The sequence below is a fragment of the Enterobacter sp. RHBSTW-00901 genome, from assembly GCF_014103115.1.
Taxonomy (GTDB): domain Bacteria; phylum Pseudomonadota; class Gammaproteobacteria; order Enterobacterales; family Enterobacteriaceae; genus Enterobacter; species Enterobacter cloacae_P.
Window position 1 is genome coordinate 2,908,168 of record NZ_JABXPB010000001.1, and the last position, 18,792, is coordinate 2,926,959.

The 18,792-nt window shown below is 52.3% G+C and carries 16 protein-coding genes and 1 pseudogene; 10 read left to right on the top strand and 7 right to left on the bottom strand.

The window, feature by feature from the left end; all coding sequences use genetic code 11:
• Nucleotides 1-3: 3 nt before the first annotated feature.
• Nucleotides 4-912, bottom strand: a complete 909-nt coding sequence (gene yihG / locus HV318_RS14025) for a 1-acylglycerol-3-phosphate O-acyltransferase, YihG family (RefSeq protein ID WP_182273227.1) — start codon at nucleotides 910-912, stop codon at nucleotides 4-6.
• Nucleotides 913-1,350: 438 nt separating this feature from the next.
• On the opposite strand from yihG, the gene polA reads away from it, so the two are divergent.
• Nucleotides 1,351-4,143, top strand: a complete 2,793-nt coding sequence (gene polA / locus HV318_RS14030) for a DNA polymerase I (RefSeq protein ID WP_182273228.1) — start codon at nucleotides 1,351-1,353, stop codon at nucleotides 4,141-4,143.
• A gap of 166 nt (nucleotides 4,144-4,309) precedes the next feature.
• Nucleotides 4,310-4,357: a small protein SpfP gene (spfP, locus tag HV318_RS24525; RefSeq protein WP_465254595.1), complete on the top strand. Its 48-nt coding sequence runs from the start codon at nucleotides 4,310-4,312 to the stop codon at nucleotides 4,355-4,357.
• A 98-nt stretch (nucleotides 4,358-4,455) separates the two neighbouring features.
• Here spfP and yihA read toward each other — a convergent pair whose 3' ends face one another.
• The gene (yihA, locus tag HV318_RS14035; RefSeq protein WP_182273229.1) at nucleotides 4,456-5,085 is read right to left on the bottom strand and encodes a ribosome biogenesis GTP-binding protein YihA/YsxC; all 630 of its coding nucleotides are present in this window, start codon (nucleotides 5,083-5,085) and stop codon (nucleotides 4,456-4,458) included.
• A gap of 580 nt (nucleotides 5,086-5,665) precedes the next feature.
• On the opposite strand from yihA, the gene yihI reads away from it, so the two are divergent.
• Both yihI and hemN read left to right on the top strand, forming a co-directional pair.
• Nucleotides 5,666-6,181 (top strand): Der GTPase-activating protein YihI, encoded by a 516-nt coding sequence (gene yihI / locus HV318_RS14040; RefSeq protein WP_182273230.1) that lies wholly within the window; start codon nucleotides 5,666-5,668, stop codon nucleotides 6,179-6,181.
• Nucleotides 6,182-6,369: 188 nt separating this feature from the next.
• Nucleotides 6,370-7,743, top strand: coding sequence for an oxygen-independent coproporphyrinogen III oxidase (hemN, locus tag HV318_RS14045; protein ID WP_182273231.1), 1,374 nt, complete (start codon nucleotides 6,370-6,372; stop codon nucleotides 7,741-7,743).
• A gap of 99 nt (nucleotides 7,744-7,842) precedes the next feature.
• Here the strand turns inward: hemN and HV318_RS14050 are convergent, their stop codons facing one another.
• The 4 genes from HV318_RS14050 to glnA form a co-directional block, all read right to left on the bottom strand.
• On the bottom strand, nucleotides 7,843-7,953 hold the full coding sequence (locus HV318_RS14050) for a YshB family small membrane protein (RefSeq protein WP_148422545.1): 111 nt from the start codon (nucleotides 7,951-7,953) through the stop codon (nucleotides 7,843-7,845).
• Between the two features lie 109 nt (nucleotides 7,954-8,062).
• A complete protein-coding gene (glnG, locus tag HV318_RS14055; protein ID WP_182273232.1) occupies nucleotides 8,063-9,475 on the bottom strand; it encodes a nitrogen regulation protein NR(I) in 1,413 nt (470 codons plus the stop codon).
• 11 nt (nucleotides 9,476-9,486) lie between these two features.
• Nucleotides 9,487-10,536: a nitrogen regulation protein NR(II) gene (gene glnL / locus HV318_RS14060; protein WP_182273233.1), complete on the bottom strand. Its 1,050-nt coding sequence runs from the start codon at nucleotides 10,534-10,536 to the stop codon at nucleotides 9,487-9,489.
• A 286-nt stretch (nucleotides 10,537-10,822) separates the two neighbouring features.
• Nucleotides 10,823-12,232 carry a glutamate--ammonia ligase gene (glnA, locus tag HV318_RS14065; RefSeq protein ID WP_182273234.1) on the bottom strand — a complete coding sequence of 470 codons (1,410 nt, stop codon included), beginning with the start codon at nucleotides 12,230-12,232 and terminating at the stop codon, nucleotides 10,823-10,825.
• A gap of 378 nt (nucleotides 12,233-12,610) precedes the next feature.
• Here glnA and typA point away from each other — a divergent pair, with 378 nt between their 5' ends.
• From typA to fabY, 5 genes are all read left to right on the top strand, one after another.
• Entirely contained in the window at nucleotides 12,611-14,434 is a 1,824-nt protein-coding gene (gene typA / locus HV318_RS14070) for a ribosome-dependent GTPase TypA (protein ID WP_182273235.1), read from the top strand.
• A 133-nt stretch (nucleotides 14,435-14,567) separates the two neighbouring features.
• On the top strand, nucleotides 14,568-15,167 hold the full coding sequence (gene yihX / locus HV318_RS14075) for a glucose-1-phosphatase (protein ID WP_182273236.1): 600 nt from the start codon (nucleotides 14,568-14,570) through the stop codon (nucleotides 15,165-15,167).
• Nucleotides 15,161-16,042 (top strand): virulence factor BrkB family protein, encoded by an 882-nt coding sequence (locus tag HV318_RS14080; protein ID WP_182273237.1) that lies wholly within the window; start codon nucleotides 15,161-15,163, stop codon nucleotides 16,040-16,042. Before yihX ends, HV318_RS14080 begins: the two co-directional genes overlap by 7 nt.
• Nucleotides 16,039-16,476, top strand: a complete 438-nt coding sequence (gene dtd, locus HV318_RS14085) for a D-aminoacyl-tRNA deacylase (RefSeq protein ID WP_182273238.1) — start codon at nucleotides 16,039-16,041, stop codon at nucleotides 16,474-16,476. Before HV318_RS14080 ends, dtd begins: the two co-directional genes overlap by 4 nt.
• Before the next feature lie 44 nt (nucleotides 16,477-16,520).
• On the top strand, nucleotides 16,521-17,462 hold the full coding sequence (gene fabY, locus HV318_RS14090; RefSeq protein WP_182273239.1) for a fatty acid biosynthesis protein FabY: 942 nt from the start codon (nucleotides 16,521-16,523) through the stop codon (nucleotides 17,460-17,462).
• Between the two features lie 13 nt (nucleotides 17,463-17,475).
• On the opposite strand, the gene HV318_RS14095 is transcribed toward fabY, so the two are convergent.
• Nucleotides 17,476-18,393 carry an alpha/beta hydrolase gene (locus tag HV318_RS14095; protein ID WP_182273240.1) on the bottom strand — a complete coding sequence of 306 codons (918 nt, stop codon included), beginning with the start codon at nucleotides 18,391-18,393 and terminating at the stop codon, nucleotides 17,476-17,478.
• A gap of 149 nt (nucleotides 18,394-18,542) precedes the next feature.
• Between HV318_RS14095 and HV318_RS14100 the strand changes: the two are divergent.
• A pseudogene (locus tag HV318_RS14100) lies at nucleotides 18,543-18,783 on the top strand (PIN domain-containing protein); the annotation flags it as partial.
• Nucleotides 18,784-18,792: the final 9 nt, after the last annotated feature.

Genomic DNA, 18,792 nt, shown 5'->3' on the forward strand with positions numbered 1-18,792 from the left:
CGGTCACTGACCGGCGTTTTTGCATGAAGATTTAATGTTGTCTATCTGCTCGTCTTTCTCTTTCCAGAGTGTGTTAAGCCAGAGCTGGAAACGACGTTTGAAATTCTTATCATTAACGTAATCGCCATGCAGTTCCGCTTCAATCGGTACCAGATCAACACGAACAACAATACGTGTCAGTTTGCCGCTGAGCATGTCGAAGAACGGCGTTGTGTCGTTCTCCGGGTAGCAGAGCGTGACGTTCAGTAATTTATCGAACTGCTCACCCAGCACGTTCAGCGCCATCGCAATGCCCGCAGCCTTAGGGGGCAGCAAGTTTTGATATGGGGAGCGAGTCTGTTGGCGCTTCTCTTCAGTAAAGCGGGAGCCTTCAACAAAGTTAACAATCGTCGTAGGATGCGCGCGAAACTTCTCACAGGAGCGACGTGTGGTTTCCACATCTTTACCGCGACGCTCAGGATGACGAATTAAATAACTGCGTGAATAGCGTTTCATAAACGGCATATCCAGCGCCCAACAGGCCAGACCGATAAAGGGTACCCAGGCCAGTTGTTGTTTCAGGAAGTATTTGTTCATCGGGATATGCTTGCGGAACAACACGCATAAAACCACGATATCAGCCCAGCTGTGGTGGTTGCAGATCAGCAGATACCAGTTCTTTTTGTTGAGCCTTTCCAGACCTTCAACATCCCACTTCAGGTGAGGGTTCAGGTACAGCAAGATGGCCAACCCTTCGCACCAGCAATACATCATGAAATTACAAAACGCAGACACAGCCCGCCACACCGAGGGGAGAGGTAACAGCAGTTTAATTATTCCGGCGACAATGATCGGCACAGAACAGGCGATAGTCACAAGAATAGTTAAAATGATGCTTAACAGTAATGTTATTGCAGCGAGCAATCTCGACATGATGAGCTTTTTCAGATAGTTAGCTGTAAGGAGGCGACGGTTATCCGGCGCTGGGCGCTGATTTTACCAGAAATTAGACAAAAGAATGGCGCTTTCACGCTGCGAGTTTGTGGCTTTTCCTGCTCAGCAGCGAATTTATCCATGTTTGAGCTGTTAACGGGTCTTATATCCACATAGACTAAATAGTCATCAGACAGGTATGCCAATGATGGGTAATATATAACGAATTGATTTAAAACAGGAAAATATACTGCCGCATACAATGATAACGGCAGTTATTCATCTGAATTGAAAGTATGCACAAACTTATCCACAGTTTTATTTTTGCGAACGATCCTCACGATCGCAAAATCTTTTCCTGTATCAGGCGCTAATAACTGATGTTTTCATCCTTCTGTGGCATCCTTTACCCATAAATTGATTAAAGGCACGGACATTATGGTTCAGATCCCAGAAAACCCTCTTATTCTCGTCGACGGCTCTTCTTACCTGTATCGGGCGTATCATGCGTTTCCTCCTCTGACCAATAGCGCAGGGGAACCGACCGGCGCAATGTACGGCGTCCTGAACATGCTGCGCAGCCTGATCCTTCAGTATCAGCCAACCCATGCGGCAGTCGTTTTTGATGCGAAAGGAAAAACCTTCCGCGACGAGTTGTTTGAGCATTACAAATCTCACCGTCCACCAATGCCTGACGATCTGCGTGCGCAAATTGAGCCACTGCATACGATGGTAAAAGCGATGGGTCTGCCGCTGCTGGCCGTTTCAGGTGTTGAAGCCGATGACGTGATTGGTACGCTGGCGCGTGAAGCTGAAAAAGTGGGCCGTCCGGTACTGATCAGTACCGGTGATAAAGATATGGCGCAGCTGGTGACACCCGGGATCACCCTGATTAACACCATGACGAACACCATTCTGGGCCCAGAAGAGGTGGTTGCAAAATATGGTGTGCCACCGGAGCTGATTATCGACTTCCTTGCATTAATGGGTGACTCTTCGGATAACATCCCTGGCGTGCCGGGGGTGGGTGAAAAAACTGCACAGGCCCTTCTGCAGGGATTGGGTGGCCTGGATACGCTGTACGCCGAGTCTGACAAAATAGCGGGTCTCACCTTCCGTGGTGCGAAAACGATGGCCACGAAGCTGGAAGATAATAAAGAGGTGGCTTATCTCTCCTATCAGCTGGCGACGATCAAAACTGACGTTGAGCTTGAGCTGGGCTGTGAACAACTTGAAGTGCAGCAACCTTCAGCTGACGATCTGCTGAACCTGTTTAAGCAATATGAATTCAAGCGTTGGATCACCGACGTAGAAAGCGGCAAGTGGCTGCAGGCCAAAGGGGCTAAGCCCACAGCGAAGCCGAAAGAGACGGTTGTTGTAGTTGCAGAAGAGCAGGCAGAAGAAGAAGCCGTAACCCTCTCCTTCGACAACTATGAAACCATTCTCGAAGAGTCGCAACTGGTCGCCTGGATCGAGAAACTGAAAAAAGCGCCAGTATTTGCCTTCGATACGGAAACCGATAGCCTCGATAACATCTCTGCCAATATGGTTGGCCTGTCGTTTGCGACAGAGCCTGGTATCGCGGCCTATGTCCCTGTTGCACACGACTACCTGGACGCGCCGGATCAAATCTCGCGCGACCGTGTGCTTGAGCTGATGAAACCGATTCTTGAAGATGACAAGGCGCTGAAGGTCGGGCAAAACCTGAAATACGATCGCGGTATTCTGCAAAACTACGGCATTGAGCTGCGTGGTATCGCTTTTGATACCATGCTGGAATCCTACATTCTGGACAGCGTAGCAGGCCGTCATGATATGGATTCCTTATCTGATCGCTGGTTGAAGCATAAAACAATCACCTTTGAAGAGATTGCCGGTAAAGGCAAAAATCAGCTGACCTTTAACCAGATTGCTCTGGAAGAGGCGGGTCGCTATGCGGCAGAAGATGCCGACGTGACGCTGCAGCTGCACCTGAAGATGTGGCCAAAACTGCAGAAAGAAGAAGGCCCGCTGAATGTGTTTCGGCATATCGAGATGCCACTGGTGCCAGTACTCTCCCGCATCGAACGCAACGGCGTAAAAATCGACCCAACGGTACTGCATAACCACTCTGGCGAGCTTGCACAGCGTCTGACCGAGCTTGAGCAAAAAGCCCATGAGCTTGCAGGTGAGCCGTTTAACCTCTCATCTCCTAAACAGCTGCAAACTATTCTGTTTGAAAAGCAGGGCATCAAGCCGCTGAAGAAAACCCCTGGTGGCGCGCCATCAACCTCTGAAGAGGTGCTGGAAGAGCTGGCGCTCGATTACCCGCTGCCAAAAGTGATTCTGGAGTATCGTGGTCTGGCGAAGCTGAAATCGACCTATACCGATAAACTGCCGCTGATGATCAACCCGAAAACGGGCCGCGTACATACTTCTTACCATCAGGCGGTGGCGGCAACCGGGCGACTCTCATCGACCGATCCAAACCTGCAGAACATTCCGGTACGTAATGAGGAAGGTCGCCGCATTCGTCAGGCCTTTATCGCACCAGAGGATTACCTGATTGTCTCTGCGGACTACTCGCAAATCGAACTGCGTATTATGGCGCATCTGTCGCGTGATAAAGGTTTGCTGACGGCGTTTGCTGAAGGGAAGGATATCCACCGGGCGACGGCTGCCGAAGTGTTTGGTCTGCCGCTGGACAGTGTGACAAACGAACAGCGACGCAGCGCGAAAGCGATCAACTTCGGTCTGATTTACGGGATGAGCGCTTTTGGCCTTTCCCGCCAGCTCAACATTCCTCGCAAAGAATCGCAGAAGTATATGGATCTCTACTTTGAGCGTTATCCGGGCGTACTGGAGTACATGGAACGCACCCGAGAGCAGGCGAAAGAGAAAGGCTATGTTGAAACGCTGGACGGTCGTCGTCTCTACCTGCCGGACATCAAATCCAGTAACGCGGCGCGTCGCGCTGGCGCAGAGCGTGCTGCGATCAACGCCCCAATGCAGGGGACAGCTGCTGACATCATTAAACGCGCGATGATCGCCGTGGATGCGTGGCTGGAAAAAGAGAAGCCACGCGTGCGCATGATCATGCAGGTACACGATGAACTGGTGTTCGAAGTGCACAAAGACGAGCTTGAAACCGTATCGAAAAAGATCCACGAACTGATGGAAAGCAGCATGACACTGGACGTGCCATTGCTGGTGGAAGTGGGGAGTGGTGAAAACTGGGATCAGGCTCACTAAGAGTCAGGAGAATAACGCGCGTTTTATGTAAGTTAGCAACATAACGACGTGCGTTTTGTGACGATCATTAGAATTCCCTATGTAAAGAGTGAAAAAAAACTACAAAAAGTGCTTTGTCTACAGATAAAAAAGGGGTAGAGTTAACGACGTAGGGTACAGAGGTAAGATGCTCTATCTTTCAGACCTTTTACTTCACGTAATCGGATTTGGCTGAATATTTTAGCCGCCCCAGTCAGTAATGACTGGGGCGTTTTTTATTGCGGTAAAGAAAATTTCAGGCAAAAAAAAGCGCGGACATTGCCGCGCTCGCTATTACTCTTCTTCCGCTTCTGTCGCGGGCTCCAGCTCGTTAAACCAGCTATCGAGCTTCTGACGCAGCTTGTCCACGCCCTGCTTTTTCAGCGAGGAGAACGCTTCAACCTGCACATCACCGTTGAATGCCAGTACCGCTTCGCGAACCATATTCACCTGTGCTTTACGCGCACCGCTTGCCAGCTTATCGGCTTTTGTCAGCAGCACCAGCACAGCAATATCGCTTGCCACGGCCCAGTCGATCATCTGCTGATCGAGATCTTTCAGCGGGTGGCGAATATCCATCAGCACCACCAGGCCTTTCAGGCACTGGCGCTTTTCCAGATATTCACCCAGCGCACGTTGCCACTTGATCTTCATCTCTTCCGGTACCTGCGCATAGCCGTAGCCCGGTAAATCGACAAGACGTTTGCCTTCTGCCACTTCAAACAGGTTGATCAGCTGAGTACGGCCAGGCGTTTTTGAGGTACGCGCCAGGCTCTTCTGATTGGTCAGCGTATTCAGGGCGCTGGATTTTCCCGCATTGGAGCGGCCAGCAAATGCCACTTCAATACCCGTATCAGAAGGTAAGTGGCGAATATCAGGCGCACTGGTGACAAAATGCGTCTGTTGGTAGTTCCAGGTAGTCACGTGGTCGTCTCCAAAAATCGTAATCTGTGGGGGATTATACCCGAATGCAGACAAAAGGCTTTTCTCATCGCACTCTGCCTGTAGGCGAACACCCTGGCGGCTGTAGGAGATTTGCCATAGATGCTATAGGAGATTTAAGAGAAATCGCAGGCGTTAAAAAACACAAACTGTTTAAAATCAGATTGTTGTGCTTGAGTAATTATCCGAAAATCCTTTTTTGTACCCTCTCATTGCTTGTTAGTTTAAGCGAACAGGGTAAAGTGTGTGCCAGGGCGAGGATGCCAACAGGATAACGACTTAAGGATAAGGGTCAGGAGCGCCAGGAGGCGAAGACTCAGGATTGTCAGGATGATAAGCGCCTGGAGGCGTTTAAACAGGAAATGGAACCGTACACGGACGGTATATCCGCCAAGGGATAAACAGGGCTTGTTGTAGGCAAACACGGAATGTCTGACCCACTAAGGGTTGTGAGTCAGGAAAAAAGGCGACAGATTGCTCTGTCGCCTTTTTTCTTTGCTTGCTTTCTGCTAGATTTCGCCGCAATTCTATACTGAAGAAAACGACTTAAAGATAAAACATCATGAAAAAACCGACCTCCACAGCGGGCGCTAAACGCCCTGCAAAAGCACGCCGCAAAACGCGCGAAGAACTGAACCAGGAAGCGCGCGATCGCAAACGCGAGAAAAAGCATCGTGGTCATGCTGCGGGTAGCCGTGCGGGCGGTAGCGATGCCACGGGTGCTTCTGCAAAAGGCAAGCAGCAGAAAGATCCACGTATTGGCAGTAAAACTCCCATTCCACTGGGCGTGACAGACACCCCGGTCACTAAGCAGCACAAACCAAAGAGCGAGAAACCTATGCTTTCACCGCAGGCTGAGCTGGATTTGCTGGAGAATGATGAGCGCCTGGACGCGCTGCTGGAACGTCTTGAAGAGGGAGAAACCCTGACCGCTGAAGAGCAGTCATGGGTTGATGCCAAACTGGATCGCATTGATGAACTGATGCAGAAGCTGGGCCTGTCTTACGACGATGACGAAGATGAAGAAGAAGACGAAAAGCAGGAAGATATGATGCGTCTTCTGAAGGGTGGAAACTAACATTTGCACCTGGCAGGCACGATAGTCCTGCTTATAACCCTTCCGGTTATATGTTATCTGGTGTGGTTATTCGTTAAACTACGGCGGTTGTCGCGGCGACAGAAGTGGCTGCGCACCCGGATGATGGCCCGCAGTGGGGCCAGAACGGGCCGCCGTATACGAACGCGACACCAACGGAAGGAGTGAGCATGTCTGTACCATCTATCGACTGGGATTTGGCCCTAATCCAGAAATATAACTATTCCGGGCCGCGTTATACGTCATACCCAACTGCGCTGGAGTTCTCCGATGCTTTCGGCGAAGCGGATTTTCAGCAGGCTGTCGCGCGCTACCCTGAGCGCCCGCTGTCGCTCTACGTCCATATTCCGTTCTGCCACAAGCTCTGCTACTTCTGCGGCTGCAATAAAATCGTTACCCGTCAGCAGCACAAAGCCGATCAGTATCTGGATGTGCTCGAACAAGAAATTCTGCATCGTGCGCCACTGTTTACCCGACGCCATGTTAGCCAGCTTCACTGGGGTGGCGGTACGCCAACCTACCTGAATAAAGCGCAGATCAGCCGTTTGATGACACTGCTGCGCGGCAACTTCAATTTTAATGACGATGCTGAAATATCGATCGAGGTTGATCCGCGCGAAATCGAGCTGGATGTACTGGATCACTTACGCGCCGAAGGGTTCAACCGCCTGAGCATGGGCGTCCAGGATTTCAACAAAGAAGTGCAGCGCCTGGTGAATCGCGAGCAGGATGAAGAATTTATCTTTGCCTTACTTAACCACGCGCGTGAAATCGGGTTTACCTCGACCAATATCGACCTGATTTACGGCCTGCCAAAGCAAACGCCAGAGAGTTTCGCCTTCACGCTGAAACGTGTGGCAGAACTCAATCCTGACCGTTTGAGCGTCTTTAACTATGCGCATCTGCCGACGCTTTTCGCCGCCCAGCGGAAAATCAAAGATGCCGATCTGCCTTCTGCTCAACAGAAGCTGGATATTTTGCAGGAAACCATCACCTCGCTGACCGAAACCGGCTATCAGTTTATCGGCATGGATCACTTTGCCCGTCCGGATGACGAACTGGCGATTGCTCAGCGTGAAGGGGTTCTGCACCGTAACTTCCAGGGGTATACCACCCAGGGTGATACCGACTTGCTGGGGATGGGCGTCTCCGCCATCAGTATGATCGGCGACTGCTACGCGCAAAACCAGAAAGAGCTGAAGCTTTATTATCAGCAGGTAGATGAAACCGGCAATGCCCTGTGGCGCGGTATCGCGTTAACGCGTGACGACTGCATTCGTCGTGATGTGATTAAGGCGCTGATCTGTAACTTCCGTCTCGGTTTTAGTGACGTAGAAGCACAATGGGATCTGCAGTTTAGCGATTATTTCGCGGAAGACCTGAAGCTGCTTGCACCGCTGGCGAAAGATGGGCTGGTGGATGTTTCGGAGAGCGCCATTGAGGTTACGCCAAAAGGGCGTCTGTTGATTCGTAATATCTGTATGTGCTTCGACGCTTACCTGCGTCAAAAGGCACGTCTGCAGCAGTTCTCACGGGTGATTTAAGATGCACTGCCGGGTGGCGTTTCGTTTACCCGGCCTGCATTTCGCGTTTAGTAGGCCGGGTAAGGCGAAGCCGCCACCCGGCTTTTCATTGGCTACCCGCTAGCTAAACAACCCAACCAGTGCCGCACACAATACCGCTGCAACGGCAGTTTGCGGTGTGTGGCTTTCGGCTGCTCCGCTAGAGAGCAAACTCACTAATGATTCCAGCATGATGGTTCCCCCCATTTCCGGGCACGATCATACAAATTTCACCGATACAGTAAAGCGCAAAATAACAGCAATTTGCGCTCAATTAATCATCTTTACACAGCGGTAAAAATCACTCCATGCCCAGCTCTTTCAGCTTACGTGTCAGGGTATTGCGTCCCCATCCCAGTAAGCGAGCGGCTTCCTGTTTATGGCCCTGCGTATGACGAAGCGCGGTGGTTAACAGCGTGCGCTCCATCTCAGGCTGAGCCTCAGAGAGTAAATTTTGATGACCGGAACGCAGCGCGCGATCGGCCCACTGTGCCAGCAGCGTCGCCCAGCTGTCCGGTAGTGCGTGTCCGGTACTGCTTTCTGGCGCGGTTGCTTCAAACAGTTCAGCGGGTAAATCCTGAATCAGAACTTCCTGCCCGGCGGCCATGACGGTTAACCAGCGGCAGGTGTTTTCCAGCTGACGCACGTTGCCCGGCCAGGCCAGACGGGTAAGTGCGGCGTCAGTTTCCGGGTGTAGCTGCTTGGCTTCCACACCCAGCTCACGGGCGGCCACCTGCAGAAAATGGCGTGCCAGGCGAGGAATGTCTTCACGACGCTCGCGCAGTGGCGGAAGATGTACACGGATCACGTTCAGGCGGTGGAATAAGTCCTCGCGGAATTTCCCTTCCTGCACGCGCAGCTCCAGGTTCTGGTGCGTTGCGGCAATAATACGGACGTCCACTTTTACTGGCGCATAGCCGCCCACGCGATAAAACTGTCCGTCGGCCAGTACGCGCAGCAGGCGGGTCTGAACATCCAGCGGCATATCGCCGATTTCATCCAGGAAGAGAGTGCCTCCATCGGCCTGTTCGAAGCGCCCCTGGCGAATGGTATTTGCGCCGGTAAACGCCCCTTTTTCGTGGCCGAACAGTTCGGATTCAATCAAATCCTTCGGGATCGCCGCCATATTCAGGGCGATAAACGGCGCTTTTGCCCGCGGGCTGTGGCGGTGCAAGGCGTGGGCAACCAGCTCTTTGCCGGTACCCGATTCACCGTTAATCAATACGCTGATGGACGAACGCGACAAACGACCAATGATACGAAATACATCCTGCATGGCTGGCGCTTCGCCGATGATGTCCGTTGTTGGGCCAAAATCGGGGGTATGACGGGGCTGCTGCTGCTCCTGGTAGTGGCTAATGGCGCGTTCAACCAGAGCGACAGCTTCGTCAATATCAAACGGTTTGGGCAGGTAGTCGAATGCCCCTTGCTGATAAGCGCTGACGGCTGCATCCAGATCGGAGTGCGCCGTCATTATGATGACCGGAAGCATAGGATGGCGTTGTTTGATCTGCTTTAAGAGCGCCAGCCCGTCCATTCCCGGCATGCGAATATCCGAAAGCAGAACATCCGGGGTTTTGGTGGTGAGCGCATCGAGCACTTCGCTGCCGTTCTCAAACGTCGTGCAGCTTAATCCTGCTCCGGTGAGTGCGCGTTCCAGCACCCAACGGATGGAGCTATCGTCATCGACTACCCAGACTATCCCTCGTTGCATAAACGTCACCTTTATTTTTTAATCGGCAGGAAAACCGAAAACTCGGTATGTCCCGGCCAACTGGTAAATTCAATTTTGCCAGAGTGTTGGTCGATCAAATTGCGGGCAATGGATAACCCCAGACCAGTGCCGCCTTCGCGACCGCTCACCATCGGGTAGAACAACGTGTCCTGTAAATGTGACGGAATGCCCGGCCCGTTATCCTCAACGTCGATGCGTGCTGTCAGGCGATAGCGCACGCCGTGCAGCGTCAGCTGGAATGCGGTGCGGGTGCGCAGAATGATTTCGCCCCCTTCCGGTCCCAGAGCCTGCAACGCATTGCGCACAATATTCAGCAGAACCTGTTCAATCTGGTCAGGATCGTGCGCCAGTTCCGGCAGGCTTGGGTCGTAATCACGCACCAGCGTGACGTTCTCCGGCAGTTCCATCGAGACGAGCTTCACTACCCGTTCAGCCACTTTATGAATGCTTTCTGAAACATGCATACCCGGCTGTTGCGGCCCCAGCAGACGGTCGACCAGATTGCGCAGGCGATCGGCCTGCTCAATGATGACGTTGGTGTACTCCGCAAGTGTTGGGTCGGGCAGTGCTTTGGTTAACAGCTGTGCTGCACCGCGTAACCCTCCCAGCGGGTTTTTGATTTCATGAGCCAGCCCCCGTACCAGGTCACGGGCGGCAATTTGCTGCGCATGCTGGAGCTGTTCCTGGCTGAGGCGGCGCTGGTTGTCCATCGGTGCCATTTCAAGCAGGATGAACCCTTCAGGCAGACGCTGCGCCGTTAGCGAAAGAATATGTGAGCGTCCGTCGATCACCAGCGTCACTTCGTTATCGGTGAACCCCTGACCGGACTGCAAACTTTCCTGCATCAGGCCAATATTCAGCGAAAAATAGCTCAACAATTCCGGAAGTGGGGTACCAAACAGTTTGCGTGCGCTTTGTGCGAGCAGTTGCTGCGCCGCCGGGTTGGCGTAATGTACAGCCAGCTCGTCGTCGACCAGCAAAATACTGTTAATTAAAGAATTGAGGATCTGCCCAGCATCGGGCAGCGTGCCAGTTGCCATTCAGCAGTCTCCTGGAGTTGGTTGCACTAATTTAGTGCAGTATAGCTTTTTCGTTGCAAAAAGCGCGTGAGATCAGTTTGTTGGTGGAGAAAAAAGCCCATCCGAAGATGGGCTGAAAGTTTCCACGGCAACAAAAAATCCTCTCGCGTCTTTCTCGCCGCAGCCGCGTTGGCTGCCTTCGTTCACCCCGGTCACATAGCTATCTATGCTCCCGGGGATTCACTCAGTTGCCGCCTTGCTGCGACAAGAAATCCGCCGAGTATTAATTTCTTTCTTTAATTCTGACTTAAACGCTGTAGTACAGTTCGAATTCAACTGGGTGCGGAGTCATACGCACACGGTCGTTCTCTTCAATACGCAGAGCGATGTAAGCATCGATAGCGTCGTCAGTGAACACACCACCAGCAGTCAGGAACTCGCGGTCAGCGTCCAGCGCGTTCAGTGCTTCTTCCAGAGAACCGGCAACCTGTGGGATCTCTTTCGCTTCTTCTGGCGGCAGGTCATACAGGTTTTTGTCCATTGCTTCGCCTGGGTGGATCTTGTTCTTGATACCGTCCAGACCGGCCATCAGCAGTGCTGCGAAGCACAGGTATGGGTTAGCCGCTGGATCCGGGAAGCGAACTTCGATACGACGCGCTTTCGGAGAAGCCACCACCGGGATACGGATAGAAGCAGAACGGTTACGTGCAGAGTATGCCAGCATCACTGGTGCTTCGTAGCCCGGAACCAGACGCTTGTAAGAGTTGGTGGTTGGGTTCGCCAGGGCGTTGATTGCCTTAGCGTGTTTGATTACGCCGCCAATGTAGAACAGTGCCTGCTCAGACAGACCTGCATACTTATCGCCAGAGAACAGGTTGGTGCCGTTCTTGGACAGGGACATGTGGCAGTGCATACCGGAACCGTTATCGCCGAACATTGGTTTTGGCATGAAGGTTGCGGTCTTACCGAAACGGTGCGCAACGTTGTGCACAACGTATTTGTAGATCTGAATCTCATCCGCTTTTTTGGTCATGGTGTTGAAGCGGGTTGCGATTTCGTTCTGGCCAGCAGTTGCGACTTCGTGGTGGTGTGCTTCAACCACCAGGCCCATCTCTTCCATCACCAGACACATGGTAGAACGAATGTCCTGTGAAGAATCGACCGGAGGAACCGGGAAGTAACCGCCTTTCACGCCAGGACGGTGACCTTTGTTACCACCTTCGTATTTGGTGGAAGAGTTCCATGCGCCTTCGATATCATCGATAGCAACGTGGGAACCAGAAATTGAAGCGCCGAAACGAATGTCGTCAAACAGGAAGAATTCTGGTTCTGGCCCGAACAGAACGGTGTCTGCGATGCCGGTAGAACGCAGGTACTCTTCAGCACGTTTAGCGATGGAGCGTGGGTCGCGATCGTAACCCTGCAGCGTGCCTGGCTCGAGGATATCACAGCGGATGATCAGCGTTGGCTCTTCGAAGAACGGGTCAATGAGCGCAGTCGTCGCGTCCGGCATCAGAACCATGTCGGATTCGTTAATGCCTTTCCAGCCGCCAATGGAGGAGCCGTCAAACATTTTGCCTTCTTCAAAGAACTCGGCGTTCACCTGATGAGCAGGAATAGTGACGTGCTGTTCTTTACCTTTGGTATCGGTGAAGCGCAGATCAACAAACTTCACTTCATGTTCGTTCAGCATCGTCAAAACGTGTTCAGCGGACATACTTAACTCTCCAGATTGGTCATTGTCGTCGTGGTAACGAGGTCTTCAATTTCTGTTTGTACTGGCCGTGTGCCATGTATTTTTATAAAGCGAAATCTGTGCCAACTTTTAAAACACCCCCAAAAGGCGTTATCATGCGCACCATAGTGCAAAAGGGCTGCACCATGATGGTCATCTTGCACCACTATAGTGCTTCAATGTGAACATTGAGCACCATATTGGTGCAATTTACGTGAAAGTGCCCTTTTACCGCTCCGTGAAAGCGATCACAAAGCATCTCTGCAATACTTGTTTGCGGGGGATGTTTGTGATCCTGTTTTGTAGTGCGATTAATCCGTGTACAATAACGCGCTATTTCTAAATGCCTGAGGCAAAGTTGTGATCGAAAATTTGCGTAACATCGCCATCATCGCGCACGTTGACCATGGTAAAACTACCCTGGTTGATAAGCTGCTGCAGCAATCCGGTACGTTTGATGCGCGTGCCGAAACCCAAGAACGCGTGATGGACTCCAACGATTTGGAGAAAGAGCGTGGGATTACCATCCTCGCGAAAAACACCGCGATTAAATGGAATGACTACCGTATCAACATCGTTGATACCCCAGGGCACGCCGACTTCGGTGGTGAAGTTGAACGTGTAATGTCCATGGTAGACTCCGTTCTGCTGGTCGTTGACGCAATGGATGGCCCAATGCCACAGACGCGCTTCGTGACCAAAAAAGCATTTGCCCACGGTCTGAAGCCAATCGTAGTTATCAACAAAGTTGACCGTCCTGGCGCGCGTCCTGACTGGGTTGTTGACCAGGTATTCGACCTGTTCGTTAACCTCGACGCGACTGACGAGCAGCTGGACTTCCCTATCGTTTATGCTTCTGCGCTGAACGGTATCGCAGGTCTGGATCACGAGAACATGGCTGAAGACATGACCCCGCTGTACCAGGCGATTGTTGACCGTGTTCCTGCACCAAACGTTGATCTCGACGGCACCCTGCAGATGCAGATCTCTCAGCTCGACTACAACAATTACGTTGGTGTTATCGGCATTGGTCGTATCAAGCGCGGTAAAGTTAAGCCTAACCAGCAGGTTACTATCATCGATAGCGAAGGCAAAACCCGTAACGGTAAAGTCGGTAAAGTGCTGACTCACCTGGGTCTGGAGCGTATCGATAGCGACGTGGCTGAAGCAGGCGACATCATCGCGATCACCGGTCTGGGTGAGCTGAACATCTCCGACACCATCTGCGACCCGCAGAATGTTGAAGCGCTGCCAGCCCTGTCCGTTGATGAACCAACCGTATCCATGTTCTTCAACGTCAACACCTCTCCGTTCTGTGGTAAAGAAGGTAAGTTCGTTACCTCTCGTCAGATCCTTGACCGCCTGAACAAAGAGCTGGTGCACAACGTTGCACTGCGCGTTGAAGAAACACCAGACGCTGACGCATTCCGCGTTTCCGGTCGTGGTGAGCTGCACCTGTCTGTTCTTATCGAAAACATGCGTCGTGAAGGTTTCGAGATGGCGGTTTCCCGTCCGAAAGTTATCTTCCGCGAAATCGATGGCCGTAAACAAGAGCCGTTCGAAAACGTAACGCTGGACGTTGAAGAGCAGCACCAGGGTTCTGTCATGCAGGCTCTGGGTGAGCGTAAAGGCGACCTGAAAAACATGAATCCAGATGGCAAAGGCCGCGTACGTCTCGACTACGTGATCCCAAGCCGTGGCCTGATCGGCTTCCGTTCAGAGTTCATGACCATGACTTCTGGTACCGGTCTGCTGTACTCCACCTTCAGCCACTACGACGACGTTCGTCCAGGCGACGTGGGCCAGCGTAACAACGGCGTTCTGATCTCCAACGGTCAGGGTAAAGCGGTTGCATTCGCACTGTTCAGCCTGCAGGACCGCGGTAAGCTGTTCCTGGGTCACGGTGCTGAAGTTTACGAAGGCCAGATCATCGGTATTCACAGCCGTTCTAACGACCTGACTGTAAACTGCCTGACCGGTAAGAAACTGACCAACATGCGTGCGTCCGGTACTGACGAAGCAACGGTTCTGGTTCCACCGATCAAGATGACCCTGGAGCAAGCTCTGGAATTCATCGATGACGACGAACTGGTAGAAGTGACTCCACAGTCTATCCGTATCCGTAAACGTCACCTGACTGAGAACGACCGTAAACGTGCAATGCGCGGTGCGAAAGAAGAGTAATTCACTCCTCTTTTAGTCTGCAAAACCCCGTCCTTGTGGCGGGGTTTTTCTTTTTCTGACCTGGGTTCTGGCGCATAGCCAAACCTTATCTTTCCCGCTACAGTTACTTTTCCACGGCGAGCAGGAGATAAACATGCTTTATATCTTTGACTTAGGAAATGTAATCGTCGATATCGATTTTAATCGTGTGCTGGGTACATGGAGTGATTTCAGCCGTGTTCCACTGGCGACGTTAAAACAGAGTTTCGCGATGGGGGAGACTTTCCATCAGCACGAGCGCGGCGAGATCAGCGACGAAGAATTCGCTGAACGTTTCTGTCATGAAATGGAGCTGCCGTTAAGCTATGAGCAGTTCTCCCACGGCTGGCAGGCGGTGTTTGTTGCGATCCGCCCGGACGTCATCGTCACCATGAAAAAACTGCGTGAGCAGGGGCATCGGGTAGTGGTTCTGTCAAATACCAACCGTCTGCACACCACGTTCTGGCCAGATGAATACCCTGAAGTGCGTGCGGCGGCAGATAAAATCTATCTCTCCCAGGAGATGGGCATGCGCAAACCCGAAGCGCGAATTTATCAGGCTGTTCTCCAGGCGGAGGGATTCTCTGCGGCCGATGCGGTCTTTTTCGACGACAACGCCGATAATATAGAGGGAGCTAACCAGTTAGGTATCACGTCAATTCTGGTGACCGGAAAAGAGACGATACCGAACTACTTTGCGAAGCAGCTATGCTAAAAACCGTTCAGCAAAAAGCCACTCACCATACCCGCCCGTTGCGTGCGTGGCTAAAACTCCTCTGGCACCGCATTGACGAGGACAACATGACGACGCTGGCGGGGAACCTCGCGTATGTGTCGTTACTCTCACTGGTGCCGCTGGTGGCCGTCGTCTTTGCGCTTTTTTCTGCTTTTCCGATGTTTGCAGATGTCAGCCTGCAGCTTCGTCATTTTGTCTTTGCGAACTTCATTCCTGCCACTGGCGATGTTATACAGAACTATATTGAGCAGTTCGTTGCCAACTCCAGCAAGATGACGGCAGTGGGGGCGTGCGGCCTGATCGTGACGTCGCTGCTTCTGATGTATGCCATTGATAATGCGCTTAACACCATCTGGCACAGTAAAAAAGTGCGCCCGAAAGTGTACTCTTTTGCCGTGTACTGGATGATTTTAACGCTCGGCCCGTTGTTAGCGGGTGCGAGCCTGGCTATCAGCTCGTATCTTCTTTCGTTGCGCTGGGCCAGTGACTTAAACGGCGTTATTGATAATGTTCTGCGAATCTTCCCGCTGATTTTATCGTGGTTCTCTTTCTGGCTGCTCTACAGTGTGGTACCGACCACTCGCGTGCCTAACCGCGACGCTATCGTCGGGGCGCTAGTGGCGGCGGCGTTCTTTGAACTGGGCAAAAAAGGCTTTGCCCTCTACATCACCATGTTCCCTTCTTATCAGCTGATTTACGGCGTGCTGGCGGTGATCCCCATTTTGTTTGTCTGGGTTTACTGGACCTGGTGTATCGTCTTGCTTGGTGCCGAAATAACTGTCACTCTCGGCATATATCGCGAACTCAAAAAAGCAGCTGAAGCTGAAAAACAACAAGAAGAAAACCAACCATGATTGCATTGATACAGCGCGTAACCCGTGCCAGCGTCACCGTGGAGGATGAGGTGACGGGTGAAATTGGCCCAGGACTTTTGGTGTTGTTAGGTGTCGAAAAGGATGACGACGAACAAAAAGCTAACCGCTTGTGTGAGCGTGTGCTGGGTTACCGCATTTTCAGTGATGCGGAAGGCAAGATGAACCTGAACGTCCAGCAGGCGGGTGGCAGTGTGCTGGTTGTTTCCCAGTTTACGCTGGCCGCAGATACCGAGCGCGGCATGCGTCCTGGCTTCTCCAGGGGGGCTGCCCCGGATCGTGCAGAAGCACTTTATGAGTATTTTGTTGAGCGTTGTCGCCAGCAGGAAATGAATACGCAAACCGGACGATTCGCTGCAGATATGCAGGTCTCGCTGGTGAACGATGGCCCCGTCACATTCTGGCTCCAGATATGAGCCAGTTGGCGGCGTGGCCGCGGGTAACAAGAGAGAGTACAGCTATGTATCACCTTCGAGTACCGCAAACGGAAGAAGAGTTAGAGGTGTATTACCAGTTCCGCTGGGAAATGCTGCGCAAGCCATTACATCAACCGAAAGGATCTGAACGCGACGCCTGGGACGCAATGGCGCATCACCAGATGGTGGTGGATGAAGAGGGTAACCTTGTCGCCGTCGGGCGTCTGTATATCAACGCGGATAACGAAGCGTCTATTCGCTTTATGGCTGTCCACCCCTCTGTGCAGGACAAAGGTCTGGGGACACTGATGGCGATGACCCTGGAGTCAGTTGCCCGTCAGGAAGGCGTTAAGCGCGTAACCTGTAGTGCCCGCGAGGATGCCGTGGAGTTCTTCGCCAAGCTCGGTTTTGTTAACCAGGGTGAAATCACCACACCGCAAACCACACCGGTGCGCCACTTTCTGATGATTAAACCCGTCGCCACGCTGGATGATATTCTGCACCGTGCCGACTGGTGCGGTCAGTTACAGCAGGCCTGGTATCAACACATCCCCCTGAGTGAAAAGATGGGGGTACGCATTCAGCAGTACACCGGGCAAAAATTTATGACCACGATGCCGGAAACCGGCAATCAGAACCCACACCACACGCTGTTTGCTGGCAGTCTGTTCTCACTGGCTACGCTCACCGGTTGGGGGCTTATCTGGTTGATGCTGCGCGAACGTCATCTTGGTGGCACCATCATTCTGGCAGATGCCCACATTCGCTACAGCGCGCCAATTAGCGGCAAGCCGAGCGCCGTTGCCGATCTCGGTTCGCTGGGAGGCGATCTCGACCGTCTGGCACGTGGACGCAAAGCTCGGGTGCAGATGCAGGTAGAGCTGTTCGGTGATGAAACGTCGGGCGCGATATTTGAAGGAACTTACATCGTTCTCCCTGCGAAGCCGTTTGGTGCGTATGAAGAGGGTGGGAACGAGGAGGAGTAATCTCCTCCCGCTGTTATCGCCTGGCGTTTTCAATCCGCCAGGCGATATCCCTCATTACGTCTTGCGCCGAATGGCTGATTCCGCCGAGCTGAAAGAAGCCATGGATGACTCCCAGCCAGCGCTGAGCGGTACATACCACCCCCTGCTCTGTCAGATACTGATAAAGCATCTCCCCCTCATCACATAGCGGATCATACTCGGCGGTAATAATGTGTACTGGCGGAAGACCGTTAAAATCATCCCGCCACAGTGGGCTGGCTTCTGGATGCTGACGATCGGTGTCTGCCAGATACATTTCATATCCGCTGAGCAGGGTATCGCGGGTGATAATATAATCTGTGCCATTGAGGGTGTAACTTTCAAAACTCGCCGTGGCGTCGAGCATGGGATAGATAAGTATGAGCTGCGCAGGTTGCCAGAGACCTTTGGCCTTTAGCCGTAGCGCCGTCACCAGCGCCAGATGCCCTCCCGCACTGTCCCCGCAAAGCGTGATCCGGTTTTTATCTACACCCAACGTGTTCGCATATTGCCAGACCAGTATCGCACCTCTTTCTGCGTCGTCATGCGCGGTGGGGAAGGTATGCTCTGGTGCCAGTCTGTACTGAACCGCAATCACCCGGCAATTGCCGTACCAGGCTAGCTGACGGAGTTGGTTATCATGCGTATCAAAGCCGCCGCTGATAAAGCACCCACCGTGATAGTAGATGGTAGCAGGTAATGTTTCAGGCGCGTTGGGGGGCGAAAATACACGAATAATAAGGCCCTCAAGAACATGCGTTTCAACGTGTATGCGAGTTTCTACCTCTCCGGCAAGTCCCGTACTGGCAACATACCCCGCTCGTCGGGCATTAATATTCTGATGACGTGATGAGGGCCGGCCTGCAGCGATAAATTCCTGAACCAGTTGTTCAATCCCTTTTTCCAGTGCCATGACAGAGTCTCTTTGACTGTATGAATATACAGTTTTATAGCCTGGTTTATTGCTGATGAAAACAAAGATATTTGGTGAAACCAGAGATCTGGAAAGCGGCTCGCAAATGCGAGAGCTATTTTTGTTATCTGCTTTGACCCTACAAAAAGGTAGGCGCTTGTAAACATGGTCATGAGACGAAAACAGCAGCGATAATGGGCGCGTTTGAAATGATCGATGTCTCGCGGGATATTGCTGAAAGAAGCAGTCTTACTGCGTGAGAAATATGGGATGAAGCTTCCAGACGCCATCATCCTGGCGACTGCTCAGAGCAGAAACTGCCCGCTGATTTCACGAAATACCAAAGACTTTGCGGGTATTGCTGGGGTCATTTCCCCTTATCAACTGTAAGCCGGGCAA

Coding starts and splice junctions, on each gene's coding strand:
- yihG (WP_182273227.1), bottom strand. CDS start 912: ATGTCGAGATTGCTCGCTGCAATAACATTACTGTTAAGCATCATTTTA.
- polA (WP_182273228.1), top strand. CDS start 1,351: ATGGTTCAGATCCCAGAAAACCCTCTTATTCTCGTCGACGGCTCTTCT.
- yihI (WP_182273230.1), top strand. CDS start 5,666: ATGAAAAAACCGACCTCCACAGCGGGCGCTAAACGCCCTGCAAAAGCA.
- hemN (WP_182273231.1), top strand. CDS start 6,370: ATGTCTGTACCATCTATCGACTGGGATTTGGCCCTAATCCAGAAATAT.
- HV318_RS14050 (WP_148422545.1), bottom strand. CDS start 7,953: ATGCTGGAATCATTAGTGAGTTTGCTCTCTAGCGGAGCAGCCGAAAGC.
- glnG (WP_182273232.1), bottom strand. CDS start 9,475: ATGCAACGAGGGATAGTCTGGGTAGTCGATGACGATAGCTCCATCCGT.
- glnL (WP_182273233.1), bottom strand. CDS start 10,536: ATGGCAACTGGCACGCTGCCCGATGCTGGGCAGATCCTCAATTCTTTA.
- glnA (WP_182273234.1), bottom strand. CDS start 12,232: ATGTCCGCTGAACACGTTTTGACGATGCTGAACGAACATGAAGTGAAG.
- yihX (WP_182273236.1), top strand. CDS start 14,568: ATGCTTTATATCTTTGACTTAGGAAATGTAATCGTCGATATCGATTTT.
- HV318_RS14080 (WP_182273237.1), top strand. CDS start 15,161: ATGCTAAAAACCGTTCAGCAAAAAGCCACTCACCATACCCGCCCGTTG.
- dtd (WP_182273238.1), top strand. CDS start 16,039: ATGATTGCATTGATACAGCGCGTAACCCGTGCCAGCGTCACCGTGGAG.
- fabY (WP_182273239.1), top strand. CDS start 16,521: ATGTATCACCTTCGAGTACCGCAAACGGAAGAAGAGTTAGAGGTGTAT.
- HV318_RS14095 (WP_182273240.1), bottom strand. CDS start 18,393: ATGGCACTGGAAAAAGGGATTGAACAACTGGTTCAGGAATTTATCGCT.